Origin of the sequence: Streptosporangium fragile, from assembly GCF_039534445.1 — a bacterium.
Taxonomy (GTDB): domain Bacteria; phylum Actinomycetota; class Actinomycetes; order Streptosporangiales; family Streptosporangiaceae; genus Streptosporangium; species Streptosporangium fragile.
Genome location: NZ_BAAAVI010000017.1, coordinates 41,790 through 61,485, shown reverse-complemented (window position 1 = coordinate 61,485; position 19,696 = coordinate 41,790). Strand labels below are relative to the sequence as shown.

The 19,696-nt window shown below is 72.4% G+C and carries 18 protein-coding genes; 11 read left to right on the top strand and 7 right to left on the bottom strand.

Features of this window, described 5'->3' with window-relative positions:
* Position 1: 1 nt before the first annotated feature.
* Together ABD841_RS13835 and ABD841_RS13830 are read left to right on the top strand one after the other, a co-directional pair.
* On the top strand, positions 2–640 hold the full coding sequence (locus ABD841_RS13835) for a TetR/AcrR family transcriptional regulator (protein ID WP_344971311.1): 639 nt from the start codon (positions 2–4) through the stop codon (positions 638–640).
* 265 nt (positions 641–905) lie between these two features.
* The gene (locus ABD841_RS13830) at positions 906–2,324 is read left to right on the top strand and encodes a pyridoxal phosphate-dependent decarboxylase family protein (RefSeq protein WP_344971309.1); all 1,419 of its coding nucleotides are present in this window, start codon (positions 906–908) and stop codon (positions 2,322–2,324) included.
* On the opposite strand, the gene folP is transcribed toward ABD841_RS13830, so the two are convergent.
* Both folP and ABD841_RS13820 read right to left on the bottom strand, forming a co-directional pair.
* Positions 2,315–3,211, bottom strand: a complete 897-nt coding sequence (gene folP, locus ABD841_RS13825; protein ID WP_344971306.1) for a dihydropteroate synthase — start codon at positions 3,209–3,211, stop codon at positions 2,315–2,317. The genes ABD841_RS13830 and folP overlap by 10 nt on opposite strands.
* 93 nt (positions 3,212–3,304) lie before the next feature.
* Positions 3,305–4,171, bottom strand: a complete 867-nt coding sequence (locus ABD841_RS13820; protein ID WP_344971304.1) for a LysR family transcriptional regulator — start codon at positions 4,169–4,171, stop codon at positions 3,305–3,307.
* Between the two features lie 1,061 nt (positions 4,172–5,232).
* On the opposite strand from ABD841_RS13820, the gene ABD841_RS13815 reads away from it, so the two are divergent.
* On the top strand, positions 5,233–6,816 hold the full coding sequence (locus ABD841_RS13815) for an LCP family protein (protein WP_344971302.1): 1,584 nt from the start codon (positions 5,233–5,235) through the stop codon (positions 6,814–6,816).
* 89 nt (positions 6,817–6,905) lie between these two features.
* On the opposite strand, the gene ABD841_RS13810 is transcribed toward ABD841_RS13815, so the two are convergent.
* A complete protein-coding gene (locus ABD841_RS13810; RefSeq protein ID WP_344971300.1) occupies positions 6,906–8,954 on the bottom strand; it encodes a spermidine synthase in 2,049 nt (682 codons plus the stop codon).
* Between the two features lie 173 nt (positions 8,955–9,127).
* Between ABD841_RS13810 and ABD841_RS13805 the strand changes: the two genes are divergently transcribed.
* On the top strand, positions 9,128–10,483 hold the full coding sequence (locus ABD841_RS13805; RefSeq protein ID WP_344971298.1) for a S8 family peptidase: 1,356 nt from the start codon (positions 9,128–9,130) through the stop codon (positions 10,481–10,483).
* A gap of 4 nt (positions 10,484–10,487) precedes the next feature.
* Entirely contained in the window at positions 10,488–10,790 is a 303-nt protein-coding gene (locus tag ABD841_RS13800) for a hypothetical protein (protein WP_344971296.1), read from the top strand.
* A 92-nt stretch (positions 10,791–10,882) separates the two neighbouring features.
* On the opposite strand, the gene ABD841_RS13795 is transcribed toward ABD841_RS13800, so the two are convergent.
* Both ABD841_RS13795 and ABD841_RS13790 read right to left on the bottom strand, forming a co-directional pair.
* Entirely contained in the window at positions 10,883–11,626 is a 744-nt protein-coding gene (locus tag ABD841_RS13795) for an ABC transporter permease (RefSeq protein WP_344971294.1), read from the bottom strand.
* Positions 11,623–12,372, bottom strand: coding sequence for an ABC transporter ATP-binding protein (locus ABD841_RS13790; RefSeq protein WP_344971292.1), 750 nt, complete (start codon positions 12,370–12,372; stop codon positions 11,623–11,625). The genes ABD841_RS13795 and ABD841_RS13790 overlap by 4 nt, the downstream gene beginning before the upstream one ends.
* Positions 12,373–12,448: 76 nt before the next feature.
* Between ABD841_RS13790 and ABD841_RS13785 the strand changes: the two genes are divergently transcribed.
* Together ABD841_RS13785 and ABD841_RS13780 are read left to right on the top strand one after the other, a co-directional pair.
* A complete protein-coding gene (locus ABD841_RS13785; protein WP_344971291.1) occupies positions 12,449–13,105 on the top strand; it encodes a TetR/AcrR family transcriptional regulator in 657 nt (218 codons plus the stop codon).
* A 139-nt stretch (positions 13,106–13,244) separates the two neighbouring features.
* Entirely contained in the window at positions 13,245–14,108 is an 864-nt protein-coding gene (locus ABD841_RS13780; RefSeq protein ID WP_344971289.1) for an ion transporter, read from the top strand.
* Positions 14,109–14,260: 152 nt separating this feature from the next.
* Here the strand turns inward: ABD841_RS13780 and rpsD are convergent, their stop codons facing one another.
* Positions 14,261–14,875 (bottom strand): 30S ribosomal protein S4, encoded by a 615-nt coding sequence (gene rpsD / locus ABD841_RS13775; RefSeq protein ID WP_344971287.1) that lies wholly within the window; start codon positions 14,873–14,875, stop codon positions 14,261–14,263.
* Positions 14,876–14,962: 87 nt separating this feature from the next.
* Here rpsD and ABD841_RS13770 point away from each other — a divergent pair, with 87 nt between their 5' ends.
* On the top strand, positions 14,963–15,691 hold the full coding sequence (locus ABD841_RS13770; protein WP_344971285.1) for a DUF2470 domain-containing protein: 729 nt from the start codon (positions 14,963–14,965) through the stop codon (positions 15,689–15,691).
* Positions 15,692–16,112: 421 nt separating this feature from the next.
* Here ABD841_RS13770 and ABD841_RS13765 read toward each other — a convergent pair whose 3' ends face one another.
* On the bottom strand, positions 16,113–16,691 hold the full coding sequence (locus ABD841_RS13765; protein WP_344971284.1) for a ClpP family protease: 579 nt from the start codon (positions 16,689–16,691) through the stop codon (positions 16,113–16,115).
* A gap of 206 nt (positions 16,692–16,897) precedes the next feature.
* Here ABD841_RS13765 and ABD841_RS13760 point away from each other — a divergent pair, with 206 nt between their 5' ends.
* The 3 genes from ABD841_RS13760 (at position 16,898) to ABD841_RS13750 (ending at position 19,614) form a co-directional block, all read left to right on the top strand.
* A complete protein-coding gene (locus tag ABD841_RS13760; RefSeq protein WP_344971282.1) occupies positions 16,898–17,455 on the top strand; it encodes an MFS transporter in 558 nt (185 codons plus the stop codon).
* A 208-nt stretch (positions 17,456–17,663) separates the two neighbouring features.
* Entirely contained in the window at positions 17,664–18,275 is a 612-nt protein-coding gene (locus tag ABD841_RS13755) for a copper chaperone PCu(A)C (RefSeq protein ID WP_344971280.1), read from the top strand.
* A 16-nt stretch (positions 18,276–18,291) separates the two neighbouring features.
* Positions 18,292–19,614: a Dyp-type peroxidase gene (locus ABD841_RS13750; protein ID WP_344971279.1), complete on the top strand. Its 1,323-nt coding sequence runs from the start codon at positions 18,292–18,294 to the stop codon at positions 19,612–19,614.
* Positions 19,615–19,696: the final 82 nt, after the last annotated feature.

The following is a 19,696-nucleotide window of genomic DNA, read 5'->3' as shown; positions in this document are numbered from 1 at the left end:
CATGACTTCGGGTGACGAGGACCGGCGCGAGATGATCCTTCAGGTCGCGGCCCGCCTGTTCTCCGCCCTGGGGTACGACGGGACGTCCAGCGGCCAGATCGCCGAGGCGGCCGGGCTGAGCCCCGACGTCCTGAGAGAGGAGTTCGGCGGGAAGCGGGAGCTGTACCTCGCGGTGCTCGACCGCGCGTACCTGGCGGAGCGGGAGTCGCTGGAGGCGGCGCTGAAGGGGTTCGTCCCGTCCACCCCCGAGGAGACGGCGGCGGTGATCCACCGGATCGTCGACCACTACATCGACTACTGCCTGGTGCATCCCGAGACGCCGGCGCTCCGGATGCACCGGTGGCTCGCCGACGCCGGCGACCTCGTCGAGCCGGAGCGCGAGTACATGAAACCGTTGATGGACCTCGTCTCCATGGTGATCGACGCCGCGGCGGAGGCCGGACACGTCGGCCCCGACGTCGACCTGCGCTACATCATGTGGACGCTGATGTGGTCGGTGAACGGCTTCCTGATGGGCGGGGTGCTGAACAGGGACGGCGGGTTCGGGGGTGCCGAGGACCCCGTCACACTGCGCTGGTTCCGCACCAACCTGCACCGGACCGTCCACCGCGCCGCGGGCCTGCCCGGGCCCCCTGCCTGACCGCGCCGCGTGCCCGCCCGGGTCCCCTGCCCGGCCACGCCACGCACCTGACCGGGTCCCCTGCCCGGCCGCGCCGCACACCCCGTCCGGGCCCCCTGCCCGGCCGCCGTCCCCTCACCGGGGGGCTCCCCGGCCCGTTCCCCCGCGTCCGCCCGGCCGCCCCGTGATCCCCTCGCCCGCGATCTGTGTGATCCTGGCATCCCCCGGTGCCCGCCGGGTCCCGTCCCTTTCCGGCTCCCCGCGAGCCGTCCCCCCGAGGAGACCGATGAGCCTGCCCGAGAAGGGCCGCGGCGCCGAGGAACTGCTGGCCGAGATCGCCCGTCTGCGGCAGGACGACCTGCCGGTGCGCGGCGGCAAGGTGACCGCGTACGTCTACGACACCGGGCGGCCGGAGGTGCACGAGGCCGCGGCGGCGGCCTACTTCGAGATGCTGGAGGTCAACACCCTCGACCCGACGGCCTTTCCCAGCGTCGTGGAGATGGAGAAGCAGGTCGTCGGCGCGGTCGCCGAGCTGCTGGGCGGCGGCTGCGGCATCTTCACCAGCGGCGGCACCGAGTCGATCATGCTGGCCGTGAAGGCGGCGCGGGACTCGCGGCGGGTGCCGGGGCGCCCCCGGATGGCGGTCCCGGTCACCGCGCATCCGGCCTTCCACAAGGCCGCGCACTACCTGGGGGTCGAGGTGGACCCGGTCGAGGTGGACCCGGTGACGTTCCGGGCCTCCCCCGAGGCCGCCGAGGCCGCGATCACCAAGGACACGGTGCTGGTGGTCGCCTCGGCCCCGTCCTACCCGCAGGGCGTGGTCGACCCGGTCGCCGAGCTCGCCGGGATCGCCGCCGCACGCGGCGTGCCGTGCCACGTGGACGCGTGCGTGGGCGGGTGGCTGCTGCCGTGGCTGCGCGAGGCCGGGGCGCGGATCCCGCCGTTCGACCTGTCGGTGCCCGGGGTGACCTCGCTCTCCTGCGACCTGCACAAGTTCGGCTACTCCCCCAAGGGCGCCTCGGTGGTGCTGTTCGCCGATCCGGCGCTGCGGCGCAGGGCGTACTTCGCCTCGGCGTCCTGGCCCGGCTACACGGTGATCAACGCCACCGTGCAGAGCTCGAAGTCCGCCGGGCCGCTGGGCGGCGCGTGGGCCACCCTGCACGCCCTGGGCCGGGAGGGCTACCTGGAGCTCGGCCGCGCCACGCTGGCGGCCGCCCGCAGGCTCCGTGAGGGGCTCGCCGCGATCCCGGGCCTGCGGGTGCTCGGCGACCCCGAGTCGGCGCTGGTGGCCTTCGGCTCGGACGAGCTGGACGTGTTCGTACTGTCGGACGAGGCCAGGAAGCGCGGCTGGTTCCTGCAGCCGCAGCTCTCCTACGCGGGCATCCCGGCCAACATCCACGTCACGGTGACGGGGGTGACCCTGCGGGGGGTCGAGGCGATGCTGGAGGTGATCGCGGAGTCGGCGCGGGCGGCCCGCGAGCGGGGTCCCGCGCGGCTGCCCGAGGGGCTGGTGGAGCTGGTGGCCGGGCTGGACCTGGACGCGCTGGACGACGCCGCGTTCGCCGAGCTGGCGGCCTCGGTCGGGGTGGACCTCGGCGGTTCGGGCCAGCCGGAGATGGCCGTGGTCAACGCGGTCCTGGACGCCCTTCCGGCGAGCAAGCGGGAGGAGATCCTGATCCGCTTCCTGTCGGTGATCTATTCCTGATTCGTCCGCCTCCCGTCACCGGGCGCGTCCGGCGGCGGGGCGGGACGCCCGGGTCGACGGCGCAGTCCGGTGACGGTGGCCAGGGCGGTGCGCGCGGAGGCGGCGTCGTGGACCCGGAAGACCCTGGCGCCCTGCCACGCGGAGACCGCCAGGGTGGCCAGGGTGCCGGCGTGGCGCTCGGCGACCGGCAGGCCGCCGAGGGTCTCACCGACGAAGTCCTTGTTGGAGACCGCGACGAGCACCGGCCAGCCGGTGGCGACCATCTCGTCCAGGCGGCGGCTGACCTCCAGGGAGTGCCAGGTGTTCTTGCCGAAGTCGTGCGCCGGATCGATCAGGATCGACTCCCTGGGCACACCGGCGGCGGCGGCGCGCTCGGCCAGGTCCACGGTGTAGCGGACGACGTCGGCGACCACATCGGTGTAGGCGATGCGGTGCGGGCGGGTGCGCGGGGCGACGCGTCCGGCGTGCGCGCAGACCAGCCCGATGCCGTGCTCGGCGGCGACGCCGGCCAGCGCGGGGTCGACCCCGCCCCAGGTGTCGTTGAGCAGGTCGGCGCCCGCCTGGGCGACGACCTCGCCGACCTCGGCACGCCAGGTGTCGACGCTGATGATGAGCCGGGGATGGCGCCGTCTGACCGCCGCGACCAGGTCGGCCACCCGGCGGATCTCCTCCGCGGGGTCGACCTCGTCCCCGGGGCCCGCCTTGACTCCGCCGATGTCCACGATGTCGGCCCCCGCGGCCACCGCCGCGTCCACGGCCTCCAGGGCCGCGTCGAAGCCGTACGTCCTTCCCCGGTCGAAGAAGGAGTCGGGGGTGCGGTTGACCACCGCCATGATCGCGAATTCGCCGGGCCGGAACTCACGGCCGCGCAGGCGCAAGATAGTCATCGAGACCGAGCCTATCGCCCGGTGTCGGAGAGGACGGCGCTCCCACCTGCGCCGCCTCTGGGGGAATGGGAGAACGGACGACCCACGGCGTCCTTACGCGGCCGACCCACCTTCGGCCACGGACAGGAACTCCTGGGCGATGGCGGGCAGCCGCCGTCGCGCGTGGACAAGGGCGATCACCCGGCGGACCGAGGGATCGAGGGTGCGGACCACGAGCCCGGCGCGGGCGGCCTGGTCGGCCGTCCCCCGGTACCAGAGCATCGAGGCCGTACCCGAGATCGCGCTCAGCCAGTTGCCGCGCTCGTCGACGTGGTTCACCACCACGGGGGCCACACCGTGCTTGGCGAAGAGCGCGTCGAACTCCTTGCGCCGGGCGCTGCCGGGGCTCGGCAGCACCAGCCGCATGCCGTTGAGCCTCCTCACCGGCACCGGATCGGGCAGGTCCACGCCGGGCGGGGAGATCAGGACGATCTCTTGGCGCTCCAGCGGGTGGCTGACCAGATCGGGGGGGACGGGCAGGTCCGTCAGGCCGAGGTCGGCCCGGTGGTCCCTGATGGCGTTGACCACGCCGTCGCGCCCGTCACAGCGGACGATGTGGACGCGCACCCCGGGGTGCTCGGCGGTGTAGGCGGGGAGGAGGCGTCCAGCCAGCCCCGATTCGAGGCTGGGCGTCGAGGCGATGCGGAGCTCCGCCTCGGAGGTGTGGCCATGCGTGGACAGGGACTCGATCTCGCGAACGGCGTCGAGTGCCTCCCGGGCCAGCTTGACCACCCGACGTCCCTGCGCCGTGACGACGACCCCACGTCCCGAACGTGCGAACAACGTCATCCCGAGCTCCCGTTCCAGATCTCTGATCGCACGGGAAAGCGCAGGTTGGGCGATGTAGAGCGACCTGGCCGCGTCGGTCATGGTGCGATGCTCCGCCGTCGCGACCACATAGCGGAGCTGCTGCAGATTCATGACTTCGAAGCTAGGTCACGGCACCCGGTGCGGTCCCGGACATCGCGGAGATCACCTTGGATGATTTCGGAATGTAACCGAACGCAGCGACATCCGTGACGGCTGATAAATCAGTATGCTTACGCCCTAAATTCGGCAAAAGTCCGGACCTGCAGGTCTATGGGCACTCGGATTACCGGGGAGGCGGAGTGACAGGCAGCGGCCAGCATCCGCCGCCTCCACCGCCCCGGAGACGACCGGGGCCGGCCGGACCGGACACCCTCCTCCCGGGAGCCGTGGTCGCGGGGACCGCCGCGGGGATTCCCGCCCGGGTGGAGCTTTCCGCCGGGACCGCCGCCCCGGGGGCCGATGCCGTACGACCGCCCGGCCCCGCCACCGCCGCCGCCCTTCTCGCGACCACGGCTCCCCGGCCCACGGCAACCGCCGCCCCCGCCGGGATCGCGAGAAGGACAGGGCCTCCGGCGTACGGCACCTGACCGGCCCGGCGTCCTCGACGCCATAGGTTAAGAGGTCATTCACCATAGATTGGCCATCTGTCCGCCATGTTCCGGTATGGGGACTAGAATCCAGGCAATTCCGTGGAATCGGGGAACCATGGCCATTTTGCCTGGTGGACCGGGATATACATAGTAGGAAGCGGTGTAACGATGCGCCTTGGGCAAGACTCGGGGGATCTCGCCGACGAAAGCGGGAAACGGCGCTCCCGCCGGCGTAGCACAGGCCGCGCCCCCGGTGGTGCGCCCGGCCCGGCGGGACCGTCCGGCCCGGCGAACGGACCCGGCTCCGGCCCCGCCCCGGCGAACGGACCCGGTCCCGGCTCCGGCTCCGCGGTGCCGTCCGGCCCTCCCGGTCCTCCAGGTCCTCCAGGTCCTCACGGCGCGTCGGACCCGGTGGCCGCCCAGAGCGCCCCCGGCCACGCGGACGCCCCCTCCCCCGGCGCATCCGGCGGGGACAGCGTCCCGGGCCCGCAGGACACCGCACCGGCGGGCGCGCAAGCCGCCACGCAAGCCGCGGTCCTCACGCGGGAGGCGCCCGAGAGTCCGGACACGACTCCGCCGGGGGTGCGGCCCGGCCAGGCCGCGGGGGCCTCCAGGGGACCGGCCGGGTCCGCGCAGAAGGGACGCCCCCGGTTCGCCAAACCGCTGACGCCCGCCGGGCTCATCGGCTGGACCGCGCTGTCGGCGATCCTCCCGGGCACTGCGCACCTGCGGGCCGGGCACCGGCGCACCGGTTACATCCTGCTCGGGATCTTCGGCCTGCTGCTGGCGACCGCGGTGGTCTCCGGATTCATCATCGCGAACAACGCCGGTTTCCTGACCCGGGACAGCACGCTCACGACCGGCGTGGTCCTCGCCATCGTCGGTGGGCTCGCCTGGTTCCTGCTGCTGCTGTCCTCCTACATCTCGCTGAAGCCGGAGCGGCTCAGCGGCCGGGGGCAGATCGTCTCGGGCATCGTGGTGGGCGTGCTGTGCGTGTCGGTGATGGCGCCGTTCGCGCTGACCGCGAGCACCGTGCTGACCATCCAGGACGCGGCCGACGCCATCTTCCCGAGCGAGGGGGAGGACCCCGTCGCGACGCCCATCAAGCACGAGGACCCCTGGGGCGGGCGCGAGCGCGTGAACTTCCTCCTCGTCGGCGGCGACGGCGCCGGCAACCGGGAGGGCATCCGCACCGACAGCATGACCGTGGCCAGCGTGCACATCAAGACCGGCAACACGGCCATGTTCAGCCTCCCCCGCAACCTCCAGCATGTCCATTTCCCGACCGGCACCGCGCTCGGCAAGCGGTTCCCCAACGGCTTCATGCGCGAGCTGCCCAACGGCGGCCTGCTCAACGAGGTCTGGCAGTACGCCGAGGACCACCCCGAGGTCATGCCGGGCAAGAAGGACGGGCAGCGGGGCCCCCGGGCGTTGATGGACGCCATCGGCCACACGCTCAACCTGAAGATCGACTACTACGCCCTGGTGAACATGTACGGCTTCGCCCACCTCGTGGACGCCATCGGTGGCCTGAAGATCAAGGTGGAGCGCGACATCCCATGGGGCGGCCTCTATGGCACCGCGGGCACCATCAAGGCCGGCTACCGGACGCTCAGCGGCGAGGAGGCGCTCTGGTACGGGCGCTCCCGCGTCGGCAGCGACGACTTCTCCCGGATGGCCCGCCAGCGCTGCGTCATCGGCGCCTTCGCCCAGCAGGCCACCCCCTCGGTCGTGCTCACCAACTTCGTCAAGATCGCAAGCGTGGCGAAGAGGATGGCCAGGACGAACATCCCGCGCGAACTGCTGGAGCACATCGCCGAACTGGGGCTGAAGGTCAAGGACGCCAGGATCGTCAGCCTCCAGTTCGTGCCACCGGAGTTCTACACCGGCTCGCCCGACTGGCAGAAGATCCGCACCGCGACCGCCAGGACGCTGCGCCAGTCGGTGCAGCCGACCCGCCGCCCCCAGGCCGCCCCCGCCTCCCCCGGCGCGAGCGGCACCACACCCGCTCCCGGCGCGAGCAGTGCCACACCTGCCCCGGGCGCGAGCGGTGTCACGCCCTCCCCCACGCCCACGCGCACCAGGGTGGCGGCGGCCAAGCCGAGCCAGACCCCCACCCAGAACGGTAAGAACGCGCAGTCGCTCAGCGAGATCTGCGGGTTCTGACCCACCGGACGTCCGCGGCCCGCTCTCCCCGGCGAGGGGAGAGCGGGCCGCCGTCTTTTCCTTTCCCGATCCTTCCCGGGTCGCCGGGCTCAGCCGACCCGCGCGGTCCTGGGCAGCAGCGCGAAGGCCCCGAGGTAGACCACGCCCGCCACGATCAGCAGCGCCTGGTAGCCGACGACCAGCGCCAGGTACTCCAGGCAGCCGCCCACCATCGCGCCCAGCAGGTTGGCGCCGAAGGCGACCGTGCCGTCCGCGGAGTCGGCGAAGCGCTTGGCGAACACCACGTTGGCCGCGAAGATCGGCAGGAACGCCACGACCACGGCGACCACCGCGCGCAGCGGCAGCGGCAGGCCCAGCAGCCAGGAGTTGGGCACCAGCCAGGCCAGGAGCAGCCCGGCCAGCAGCACCCCGTACATCACCGGCAGGGGCGGGACCCGGAAGCGGCGGGTCACCTCCACGGCGGCGAGCACCGCGACCAGCACCCCGGCGAACACGATCGCGTTCACCACCCAGGTGGTGCCGAACAGCAACGCGAACCCGGTGACGCTCTTGGTCTCCAGCAGCAGGAACGCCACCCCGAGCAGGAACAGGTCGGTGTAGGGACGCATCCGGGTGTAGGGCCCGGCCACGGCGCGGACGGCGAGCATGCTCACGATGAGGATCAGGCCGAGGGTGATGAGGTAGATCTCCGGGATCGTCCGGTCCTTCAGGTAGAGGAAGGGCCGGTCGTCGCCGGTCGGCGGCGGCGTCTCGGCGGTCGCCCCCGCCCACTCGCCGCCGCACCGCTGCGCGTCCGAGGTAAGCCCGGCGGTGATGACCGCCTGCTGACCGGTCTCGCTGACGATGTCGACGCACGGCTTGTGGCCGAAGGCGGCCTGCATGGTGGCGGCGAGCCGGTCGACCAGCCAGCTCTCGCGGTAGTAGTTGTACATCGAGAAGGAGCCGCCGGGCTTGAGGTGGTCACGGGCGGCCTCCATCGCCTGCTGCGTGAACAGGTAGCTCTCCAGCCGCAGCGAGCTCGCGCCGGAGACCAGGGTGAGCGAGTCGGGCAGCGCGAACAGGATCAGGTCGTACTTGTCGGAGGTGCGCTCCAGGAAGGCGCGGCCGTCGGTGACGTGGGTGGTGACCCGGGGGTCGTCGTAAGGCCGGTCCGGGTGGTGGCTGCGGCCGAGTTCGAGCAGTTTGGGATCGATCTCCACGGCGTCGACGCGCCTGGCGCCCTTGGACAGCGCGATCGACACGTCGGTGCCGCTGCCCGCGCCCACGATCAGCACGTCGTCGAGCCGGCCCGCGGCCGCCGAGCGCTCGTACGGCAGGGCGTACTGGCGCTCCCACTCCAGGCGGTTCCTCGCCGGGGTGGCCTGCTGGTGCGGGATGCCGTTGACGTCGATGTTCATCAGCGGCACGTCGTTCCAGTAGCCGCGCACATAGGTCACCTTGTAGTACGGCGACCACAGGGCCCCGGCCGTCAGCGTCTCGACGGCGAGCGCCCCGACCACGACCAGCGAGGGCACGAGCAGCGCGACGCGGGCCCAGAACCTGCGGGGCCACAGCAGCACGGCGTAGGCGACCGCGGCGACCGCGCCCCACACCACCGGGGGCGCGCTGAGGAACGACAGGGCGGTGAACAGCCCGATCCCGGTCAGGCTGCCGATCAGGTCGTAGCGGTAGGCCTCCAGCCGGTCGAGCTCGGGGAAGCACCGCCCGACCAGCTCGGCCGGGCCCATCAGCACGATCGCCGCCGCGGCGAAGACCACGGGGAGGATCAGCCAGGGCGGCGGCCCGCTGGCGCTCAGGCTCGTCCAGTACAGGACGCCCTCGGTCTGGCGGTCGACGGTGACCGGGAAGAGCAGGACGACCAGCACCAGGGCGGCCAGCACGATCGGCGAGTAGTACGGCTGCCGGGTGGTGCGGCCCACCCGGAGGAAGCCGAGCCCGATGCCGAGGAAGGAGCCGAGCAGGACGAAGTTGGTGAAGTAGCTCAGGTGGACGATGTTCGATCCGGTCCACCGGATCAGCGCCAGCTCCAGGAAGAGCATGAAGCCGCTGGCCACGACCAGCCTGGGCCGGGTGCTCAGCCAGTGTTCGTGCCGGGCGTCGGGGTGCGGTGTGGGCGTCGTCTCGGCCGCTGCGGTCATGCCGCCCAACGCTAGTGACCGGCACCCGCTCAGGGAAGGAAATCCATGTCTGCGATTTGCGGGTTCTGGGGAATGTACGTCCTGGTTGAGTAAGGATTCGACCAGTGGACGTGATCACTGTCGATGCAGGAATGTGGTGGGAATCGGTCCCCTCTCATCGCCGGTGGTGCATCATGCGAGTCCTGCTCCAGCTCCGCCCCTCCCCCGACGTCGTCGCGGCCGTGGCCGACCCCGTGGTGAGCACGCCCGCGGCCGACGTGGCCGACACGCTTCCCGGGGTCGTGCTCGACCCCTCCTTCGCGCCGGTCGTCGTGCCCCGGCCCGTGCCAGGCGGGGGCGACCCCCTCTCGCTGAACCAGCCTCTGACGTTCTCCATGGCCGCCCGGGAGGCGTCGGTGGTGGTCCGCGGGGAGATCTCCGACGACGAGATCTCCACCCGGGTCACCCTCCTGCCCGCGCTGCGCCCGGAGGTCGTGGGCGTGTTCGCCGACCCCGTGATCGGCCCGAACCTCACCTGCGGCGGCGACCCCCCGGTGGGCGACTGGCACGACGTGGAGCGGTTGCTGCGGGTCGCCGAGCTGGCGGAGGAGGGCCTGGACGGCACGGGCGTCGCCGTCGCGGTGCTCGACACCGGCATCAACGCCCGGCACGTCACCCGGCAGCTCGACCGCGAGGTGAACCTCGACGCCGAGCGGAGCTGGAGCCCGGCGGGGGTGGACGGCGGGGCGGGCGAGTTCGCCGTCGACCACGGCACGATGTGCGCCTTCGACGCGCTCATCGCCGCCCCGCGGGCCTCGCTGATCGACGTCCCGGTGCTGCTCTCGCGGCGTCCGGGCGGCTCGGCCCTCGACGGCCTGCTCTCGGACGCCGTCGCGGCCTTCGCCCACCTGCGCACCGTCCTCGCGGAACGGCCCGCCGAATCGCGCTCCCTGGTGATCAGCAACAGCTGGGGCTCCTTCTCCCCGCTCTGGGACTTCCCCGTCGGTCACCCGGGCAACTACTCCGACAACCCGGCCCACCCGTTCAACCTGATCGTCTCCAGCCTGGACCGGGCGGGCGCCGACGTGCTGTTCGCCGCCGGGAACTGCGGGCGCGACTGCCGCGACAGCCGGTGCGCCTACCCCGACCGGCCGATCGCTGGCGCCAACTCCCACCCGGATGTCCTGTCGGTCGGCGGCGTCGACGTCCGCGGCGAGCGGGTCGGCTACTCCTCCCAGGGGCCGGGCCGCCTGACCGCCCGCAAGCCCGACATCTGCTGCTACACCCATTTCTCCGGCTCCCGGGCCTTCGGCGACCGCGAACCCGACTCGGGCACCTCGGCGGCCTGCCCGGTCGCCGCCGGCCTGGTGGCGGCCGTGCGCACCCTCTGGCCCTCCTCCCGGCTCTCCCCCGCCCAGCTGCGCACCCTGCTGCGCCGCACCGCCGACGACCGCAGCGACGTCGGGTTCGACGACGACTACGGTTACGGGATCGTCGACACACGGGCCCTGCTCGCCTCGTTGCGCCGCCGGGCCAGGCGCGTAGCGTGAGGGCATGCGTCTGGTCACCGTACGACTCCAGCCCCGGGCGACGCTCGCCGACGCGATGCGCCGCCTGGGCCTGTCGGAAGAGGAGGTCGACACCGGCTACGGCCTGGTGTCCGTCGATCCCGACCGGGGCCTGTACGGCCTGCGCGTGAGCGAGAGCGCCGCGGACCGCCTCGATCCGGGGACGGGCGGGGGCGTCTACTCCGATCCGAGGATCGAGCCCTACGGCCCGCCACGGCCCGACCGGCCGGGCCGCGACCGGCACGACCCGCCGGGCGGGCAGCGGCCCGACCGGCCGGGCCAGGGGTGACCCGACCGGCCCGTCGCGGTACGACCCGTCCGGCGCGGAACGGCCTGCCGGGGCCGGGGATCAGGGGTCCGCCGCGCTCCGGGGACGGGGTCTCAGGCGTTCTCCCGGTTGAAGACGCGGGTGCCCACGGCGACGCAGGCCACCGCCAGGGCCAGGGCCACGGCGACGCCGGCGGCCACGGTCCCGGTGGCGTAGCGGCCGGCGAAGAGCTCGCGCAGGGCCTCGAGCACGTGGCGGAACGGGGTGACCCGCGAGAGCGCGTCCAGCCAGCCGGGTGCCATCGACATCGGCAGGAAGGCCCCGGAGAGCAGGAGCAGCGGGACCATCGCCGTGCCCATGACCGGAGCGAACGCGTCGGGGTTCATGGTGAGCGCGATGGCATTGGACAGCGCGGCCAGCCCGATCCCCAGCAGGATCATCAGGACGAGCCCGGCCAGCGCGCCGGGCACCGGTGCGCGCAGCCCGAAGGCGTACCCGGCCGCGACCAGCACGACCGACTGGATCAGCAGGGTGACGGATGTGCCCAGCACCCTGCCGAGCAGCAGGGCCACCCGGTGCGCCGGGGTGACGCGCAGCCGTTCGAGCACCCCGGACCTGGCGTCGAAGACGATGCCGAACCCGGCCATGCCCGCACTGAACAGCGCCACCTGGAGCAGCAGGCCGGGGACCAGGATCTCCCAGGTGCCGATCGTGGCGAACAGCGGGCCGAACAGCGCCAGGTAGAGCAGCGGCTGCAGGACGCCGAAAACGATCCCCGCCTTCTGCCGCAGGGAGATCCGGACGTTGTGCCGGAAGATCAGCCAGGTGTCGCGGACGACGGTCATCGGGCCGCTCACCGCCCCTCGTCCGTCGTGCCGTCCCGCAGGGAGCGGCCGGTGATGGACAGGAAGACGTCATCGAGGGTGCCGGTGCCGCCCTTGAGCCCGGCCGGGGTGCCCTCGGCGACGATCACGCCGTGGTCGATGATGATCAGGCGGTCGGCGAGCGCGTCCGCCTCGTCGAGGTAGTGCGTGGTCAGGAAGACCGTCAGGCCGTGCTCGTCGCGCAGCCTCCGGATGTGCGCCCAGAGGTCGGCCCTGCTCTGCGGGTCGAGGCCGGTGGTGGGCTCGTCGAGGAAGAGCAGCGACGGGCGGTGGACCAGCCCGAAAGCCAGGTCGAAGCGGCGGCGCTGGCCGCCGGAGAGCGCCCCGCCCGGCCGGTCGGCGAGGCCGGTGAGGGAGAACAGGTCGAGGAGCTCCGCGACCCGCTCGCGCGCCTCTGCCGGGCGCATGCCGTACAGCATGGCGTGGAGTTCCAGCTCCTCCCCGACCGGGTCGGCCGGGCCGATCCCACCGCCCTGGGAGACGTAGCCGATCCGCCGCCGCACCTCCCGCGGGCCGGTGACCAGGTCGTGCCCGGCGACCGTGGCGCTGCCCCCGCTGGGGGTGAGCAGGGTGGTCAGCATCCGCATGGTGGTCGTCTTCCCTGCTCCGTTGGGGCCGAGGAATCCCACGATCTCCCCGGCCTCCACCGCCATGTCCACGCCCCGGACGGCTTCGACGCCCCCGGGGAAGGTCTTGCTCAACGCCGATGTCTTGATCATTTGCGTACCTCCATTTTTAGAGTAACCATATTTTTGGAGTCACTGCAAAGTTTGCTCGACACCATAGGATGAGGCCATGAGCGAGGGCCTGCGTGAGCGCAAGAAACGGGAGACCCGGCAGCGCATCTCCGACATCGCGACGGGGTTGTTCCTGGAGCGGGGGTTCGACAACGTGACGGTCGCCGAGGTCGCCCGAGTCGCCGACGTCTCGGTCAACACGGTCTTCAACTACTTCAAAACCAAGGAGGACCTGCTCTTCGACCGGGAGGGCGAGATGGAGGACCTGCCCGGCAAGGTCGTCCGGGAGCGGAGGCCGGGAGAGAGCGCACTCGCCGCGCTGCGCCGCGACTTCCTCGACGCCGTGGACACTCGCGACTACCGCTACGGCTTCCACGAGGGCAGCGACCGGTTCGCCCGGATGATCGCGGCCAGCCCCTCGCTCAACGCCCGGCTCTGGACGTTGAACGAGGCCCGGGAGGAGGCTCTGGCCCGGACGCTCGCCGACGAGGCGGGAGCGGACGCCGGAGACCCCACCCCCGCGCTCGCGGCCGCCCAGATTTGCGCCGTGCTGCGCAGGCTCTCGGCCTACGCCGTCCAGCGCATGATCGCGGGCGAGACCGTCGAGGCCATCGCCCCGCACCTGCGGCAGCACGCCGAGCTCGCCTTCGACCAGTTGGAGTCGGGGATCGGGGCGTACTGCGTCCGCCGGGAGGCGGCACCGGAGAACGCCTGACCACGCGCTTGCCGGAGCCCGCGAAATACCCCGATCAGGCCGGATCTCCGGTTCGGCCGCTTCGAGTTCTTGATTTGCGGCCATCCGTTATGATCAAGCGCTGTACTCGGCCGTCCGACACCCGGGAGCCCCCGTGCCGGTGCGCGAGCGTCTTCGCGCCGCGCTGGAGACCCCACGTTTCCAGCACCTCATCACCGCCATCATCGTGATCAATGCGGTGACGCTCGGGCTGGAGACCTCGGCGACGGCCGTCGAGCGGTACGGGACGGCGCTCACGGTCGTCGACCATCTGGCGCTCTACATCTTCGTCGCCGAGCTGGGCGTCAAGATCTACGCCCAGGGCCGGTACTTCTTCCGGAACCCGTGGAACCTGTTCGACGCCGCGATCGTGGCGGTCTCGCTGCTGCCCACGGCGGGCGGGCTCTCGGTGCTGCGGGCGCTGCGGATCCTGCGGGCGCTGCGGCTGATCTCGGTGGTGCCGAGCCTGCGCAGGGTGGTCACCGCGCTGCTCGCCGCGGTACCGGGGATGACGTCCATCGTGCTGCTACTGGGCCTGGTGCTCTACGTCGCGGCGGTGATGGGCACGAAGCTCTACCACGAGACCGCGCCGGAGTACTTCGGGGACCTGCCCACCTCGCTGTTCACCCTGTTCCAGATGATGACCGGCGACGCCTGGTCCGACATCGCCCGCGAGGTGATGTCCCGGCATCCGTGGGCGTGGGTGTTCTTCGTGGTGTTCATGCTCGTGTGCACCTTCGTGGTGCTGAACCTCTTCATCGCGGTGGTGGTCAGCGCGATGGAGGAGGAGAACGCCGAGGGGCCGGCGCAGGCCACCGAGAAGCTGGGGGCCGCGCTCCTGGCCGAGCTGGCCGAGCTCCGGGCCGAGGTGCGGGAGTTGCGGGACCGGGTTCCCGCGGTGCCGGGCGGCGGGCCCTCGGCGCGGGACACGCGGGACACCGGACTCCCGGCGGGTGCGGGCAGACGGCCGCCGGCCCTCGACTGACCCCCGGCCGTCGCCGGCGTGACCGAATCCGACCCCCGGTGCGGAACGACCGGCGGGAGGGGCCGTCGGCCGGTGCGGGACGACCGGCGGGAGCGAGCCCGCCGGAGTGGAACGAGCCCGCCACCCGGCGGGCAGCGGGCCGGCGTCGCGGGTCAGCGGGAGTAGAACTCCACCACCATCTGCTCGTCCACGGGGACGGCGATCTGCTCGCGCAGCGGGCGGTCGACCAGGGTGAACCGGAGGTTGCCGTGGTCGACGTCGAGGTAGGGGGCGATCCGCTCGTCGGCGTAGACACCCTCCGAAGCCGCGACGAACGGCTGCATGCGGCGCGACTTCTCGCGTACCGCGACGACCTGGCCGGGCTTGACCAGGTAGCTGGGGATGTCGACCTTCCGGCCGTCCACGGTGATGTGGCCGTGGGAGACGTACTGACGGGCGGCGTAGATCGACGGGGCCAGGCCGGCGCGCAGGACGAGCGAGGCGAGCCTCGACTCCAGCAGCACCACCAGCTCGGCTCCGGAACGGCCGCTGCTGCGCACCGCCATGTCCCAGTAGCGGCCCATCTGGCGCTCGGACACGTCGTAGTACCAGCGCAACTTCTGCTTCTCCATCAGCCGCAGTCCGTAGTCGCCGGTCTGCCGGCGGTTCGTCTTGCGGCCGTGCTCGCCCGGCGGGTAGGGCCGCTCCTCGAAGTAGCGGACGGCCTTCCGGCTCAGCGGTACGCCCGCCCTGCGGGAGAGCCGCACCTTGGGCCCGGTGTAGCGCATCGTCACTCCTGTGTGCTTAGGTTTGCCTTAGTTAGGTAAGACTTACCTTAGCTGTAGAAGACGTCTGATCTCAAGGAGAGCCGGTTCATGCAGCAGCCCGTCGTCGCTCCGCCGATCCCGGAGCGGGTCCGCACGCTCGCCGCCACGGCGGCTCCCACCCATGTGTCGATCGCCGGCACGACCCGGCCCGCGATGCCGGCCAGGGGCGGCGTGGACGGCGCAGGCCGCCCGGTGCTGCTCGCCCTGCCCGGCGACCCGCTGCACGATGTGCGGGACGAGCCGGTGGTGACCGTGGACCTGACCTCGAACCGTTCCCTGGGAGGACGGGAGCTCTCGCGCGGCCTGCTCAAGGTGCAGGGCTGGGTGCAGGCCGTACCGGAGCACGAGGCGCGGGAGACGGCGGTGGCCATCGCGGAGCGGTGCCCGGACGAGGCACTGTTCGAGGCGCTGGAGGGTACCGCCGGGCCCCGGCTCCTCCGCGTCGACATCGGCCAGGTTATCTACATCACCGGCGCCGAGTCAGGCATCCTGGACGCCGAGGAGTATCTCGGCGCCACCCCCGACCCGCTGATGGGCGAGGCCGAACGCATGCTCCACCACGTCAACAACGCCCACCGGCGGCAGTTGGAGACGGCCCTGGGCTCGCTGCTCACCGCGCCGGTGCCCGAGGCCTGGCTGTGGGAGCTCGACCGCTTCGGGGCGACCGTCCGCTGCGGCGCCGACGACCCGACGCTGATCCGCCTGCCCTGGCCGGCCCCGATCGGCGACGCCAAATCTCTCGAACACGCCGTACGATGCCTGCTCTGCCACCACTGACCTGCGGCTTACCGGCACCGGCCGGCGACCACCGGCTGAATCGCCGGGGCACCCCCCTGTGCCCGGTCCGCGCCTGGCGACGGCGCGGGCAAGGGCAAGGCGGAACGGCACTGCGCACCCTGCCCGCCGGCGCCGCCGGAGACGGAGCGCGGCGCACCGGCCTTGGGAATCGGGCGTCATCGGCGTCACCCCGGGCGGCGGGCTCTCCGCCGGACGGCGGAGCTTTCCGGCGGGCGTGGCGCGGGGCAGGGACAGGGACAGGGACAGGGAATTGTCGCGGACCCGGCCACTCCGCCGACCGGATCATTCAACGGACGGAATTCCCGGAAGGGAATCGCGCCGTACGCGGAATTATTCTCGGAGCGAAATCACCCTGGGAGCCGGATTGCCCGCAGGGCTGAATCCCGCGCGACGCGGAACGCTAATTACTGCGCACCACCTCGCCGGTGGTGCGGATGACGTGGTCGACCAGCCCGTAGTCCCTGGCCTCGGTGGCCGTGAACCAGCGGTCGCGGTCCCAGTCTTCCTCGATGCGCTCCATCGACTGGCCGGTGTGGAAGGCGATCCGCTCGCGCATCATCTGCTTGGTGTAGAGCGTCTGCTCGGCCTGGATGGCGATGTCGGCGGCGGTGCCGCCGATGCCGCCCAGGGGCTGGTGCATCATGATCCTGGCATGCGGCAGGGCGTAGCGCTTGCCGGAGGCGCCCGCGCAGAGCAGGAACTGCCCCATCGAGGCCGCCAGGCCCATGCCCACGGTGGCGACGTCGTTCGGGACGTACTGCATCATGTCGTAGATCGCCATGCCGGCAGACAACGAGCCGCCGGGAGAGTTGACATAGAGCCAGATGTCGCGCTCGCCGTCGTCGGCGGCGAGCAGCAGCAGCTCACCGCAGATCCGGTTGGCGACCTCGTCGTTCACCTCGCTGCCGAGCACGACGATCCGGTTGCGCAGCAACCGCTGGTACAGCTGGTCCTCGGAGGCGAACTGCGGACCACTCATCTCTTTCCCCCACTCCGAAACGGATTTCGCGAAGCGAATACCTGCGACCATAACCCCGCGACCCCCCGGAATTCCGATCCGTTCGCTGTGGGCGCTTTCCGCTGAAAGCGCAGCGGGAGATATCGCATTTCCCGCCGGAGACACGGCCGGACCCGGCCGGGACCACCGGAGAGGGCGGCCTCCCCGTGTGTGATGATTGCCCCACCATGCTCGCCGCCTCGCCCTTCCGCCTCGCCCGCGCCTCGGCGTTCGCCGCGGTGTGCCTGGGGCTGGGCGTGGTCGCGCACCTGTTCGCCGGTGGCACCGTCACGGCGGCGAGCGCGGCGGGCGGGCTGGCCCTGGCCTTCGGGATCGCCTTGCCGGCGACCGGGCGCGAACGCGGCGCGCGGACGATCCTCCCGCTGCTCGGCGGCGGGCAGGCGGCGCTGCACCTGCTGTTCGCCACGACCTGCCCGGCGGTCCACCACGCCGACCCGGCGCACCCGCACGCGGGTCTGCTGTCCGACGTCGCGATGCTGGTCATGCACGGCTGGGCCGTGACGCTGACCTCGCTGTGGCTCGCCCGCGGCGAGGCCCTGCTCTGGGCCCTGCTCCGGCGCCTCGGCACCCGGCTCAGCCTGGTGCTCGTCCTCGAGACGCACCCCACGGCCGCACCGCCGTCGATTCCCTTCCCGGACGAGCCGGGTCTCCCCCGCCCGTCCGCGCTCCGTCACGTGCCGCACCGGCGCGGTCCTCCCCGGCCCCGCCCCGCTCTCTCCCTCTGACGACCCGGCGATTCCGTCCGGGGTTCTCCACGCCCTCGCCCCAGGTCTCTCCGGAGGCGGGGTGTCCCACGTGACCGTCCGAGGCTTTCCACACCCGCGCCCCCGGAACCCACCGGAGACGGGGTGTCCCACGTGACCGATCCGGCGTTCCCGCGTGCCCGTCGAGCAGGGCTCCGGCCGCGGCGCCGTACACCTGGAAGGACTTTTCATGATCGTTCGTCGTGCTCTCTCCGCCGGGCTGCTGGCCGCGCTCACCGCCGCGTCCGCGTCCGCCTGCGGCGGCCAGGAGACCGACCGGCCCGCCGCGCGGCAGGAGCCGCAGGCCACCGCCTCCGCCACCGCGGCCCCGGCGGCCACCGGCCCGGTCCTGTCGGTGGTCGACCCGTGGGTGAAGACCACCAAGAAGGGGATGACCGCGGCCTTCGGCACCCTGGTCAACAACACCGACGCCGAGGTGACGGTCGTCTCCGGCGCCTCGGCGCTCTCGCCGGAGGTCGAACTCCACGAGGTGGCCGACTCCGGCGGCAAGATGGTCATGCGGCCCAAGGAGGGCGGATTCGTGATTCCCGCCCGCGGCACGCACCGGCTCCAGCCGGGTGGCGACCACATCATGCTGATGGGCGTCACCGAGGAGGTGAAGCCCGGCGCCGAGATCGCCTTCACCCTGACCCTCAAGGACGGCACGACCCTGGAGTTCACCGCCGTCGGCAAGGACTTCGCCGGCGGCAAGGAGGACTACCAGCCCGGCCACGGCGCCACCGGCGAGGGCATGGACCACGGGGGGAGTGGTGGCGCGCACGCCGGTGAGGGCAACGGCTGAGCGGGGAGGGAAGCTCATGTACGAACCCCCCATGCGGGAACCGGGGCTCAGCAGACGCGGCCTGCTGGCCGGGGGAGCCCTCACCGCGGTCGGCGCCCTGGCGGCGTGCGCCCCGGGCGACGGCACCGCCGGACGCCCGGGACCGGACGGCACCGCCGCCGCCGGCCGGAGAGTCCCCGGCGAGGGCGCTTCCGGTCAGGGCGCACCGGGTGAGCCCGGCGGGACCACCGGCCCGGACGCGGGCCAGGTGACCCCGGCCTCCGGTGGTGCCGCGACCGAGCCCTTCCACGGGGCCCACCAGGCGGGGATCGCCACGACGCCGCAGACCCACGGTGTCTTCGTCGGCCTGGACCTGCTCCCGGGCACCGGCCGCGAGGCGATCGCACGGATGATGCGGCTGCTCACCGATGACGCCCGGCGGCTGACCCAGGGCAGGCCCGCCCTGGCCGACACCGAGCCCGAACTGGCCGCCCTGCCCTCCCGGCTGACGGTCACCTTCGGGTTCGGTCCCGGCCTGTTCGCGGCGGCCGAACTGGAGGACCGCCGCCCCGAGGCGGTGGCGCCGCTGCCGCCGTTCGCGATCGACCGGCTCAGGAAGGAGTGGAGCGGCGGCGACCTGCTGCTGCAGATCTGCGCCGACGACGCCCTCACCCTGGCCCACGCCCTGCGCATGACGGTCAAGGACGCCCGCTCGTTCGCCCGGGTGCGCTGGACGCAGCGGGGTTTCCGGCGCAGCCCGCAGACGCAGGCCCCCGGGCTGACCCAGCGCAACGTGATGGGCCAGCTCGACGGGACCGTCAACCCCAGGCCCGGCACGCCCGACTTCGACCGGGCGGTGTGGGTGAGCGACGGTCCCGAGTGGCTGCGCGGCGGCACCACGCTGGTGCTGCGGCGTATCCGGGCGGAGATGGAGACCTGGGACGCCGCCGACACCGTCGCCAAGGAGTTCACCGTGGGCCGCCGCCTCGACACCGGCGCCCCGCTCACCGGACAGCACGAGCACGACGAGCCCGACTTCGGCAAGCTCGACGCGGTCGGCTTCCCGGTGATCTCCGAGCAGGCCCACATCCGCCGGGCCCGCGTCACCGACCCGGGGATGCGGATCTACCGCCGGGTCTACAACTACGACGAGGGGCTCACCGAGCGGGGACACGCCGACTCCGGGCTGCTGTTCGCCTCCTACCAGGCGGACATCGCCCGGCAGTTCATCCCCGTTCAGCGGAGGCTGGCCGAGGCGGACCTGCTCAACGAGTGGACGACGCCGATCGGCTCGGCGGTCTTCGCCGTCCCGCCGGGCTGCTCCGCCGACGGATGGATCGGCGAGACCCTGCTGTCCTGACCGGTCTCCCCCGACCCGCCCGCCGCCGGGGCCGCACCACCGGGCCCCGGCGGCGAGCGGGCACGCGGGGCGCCTGCCGGCG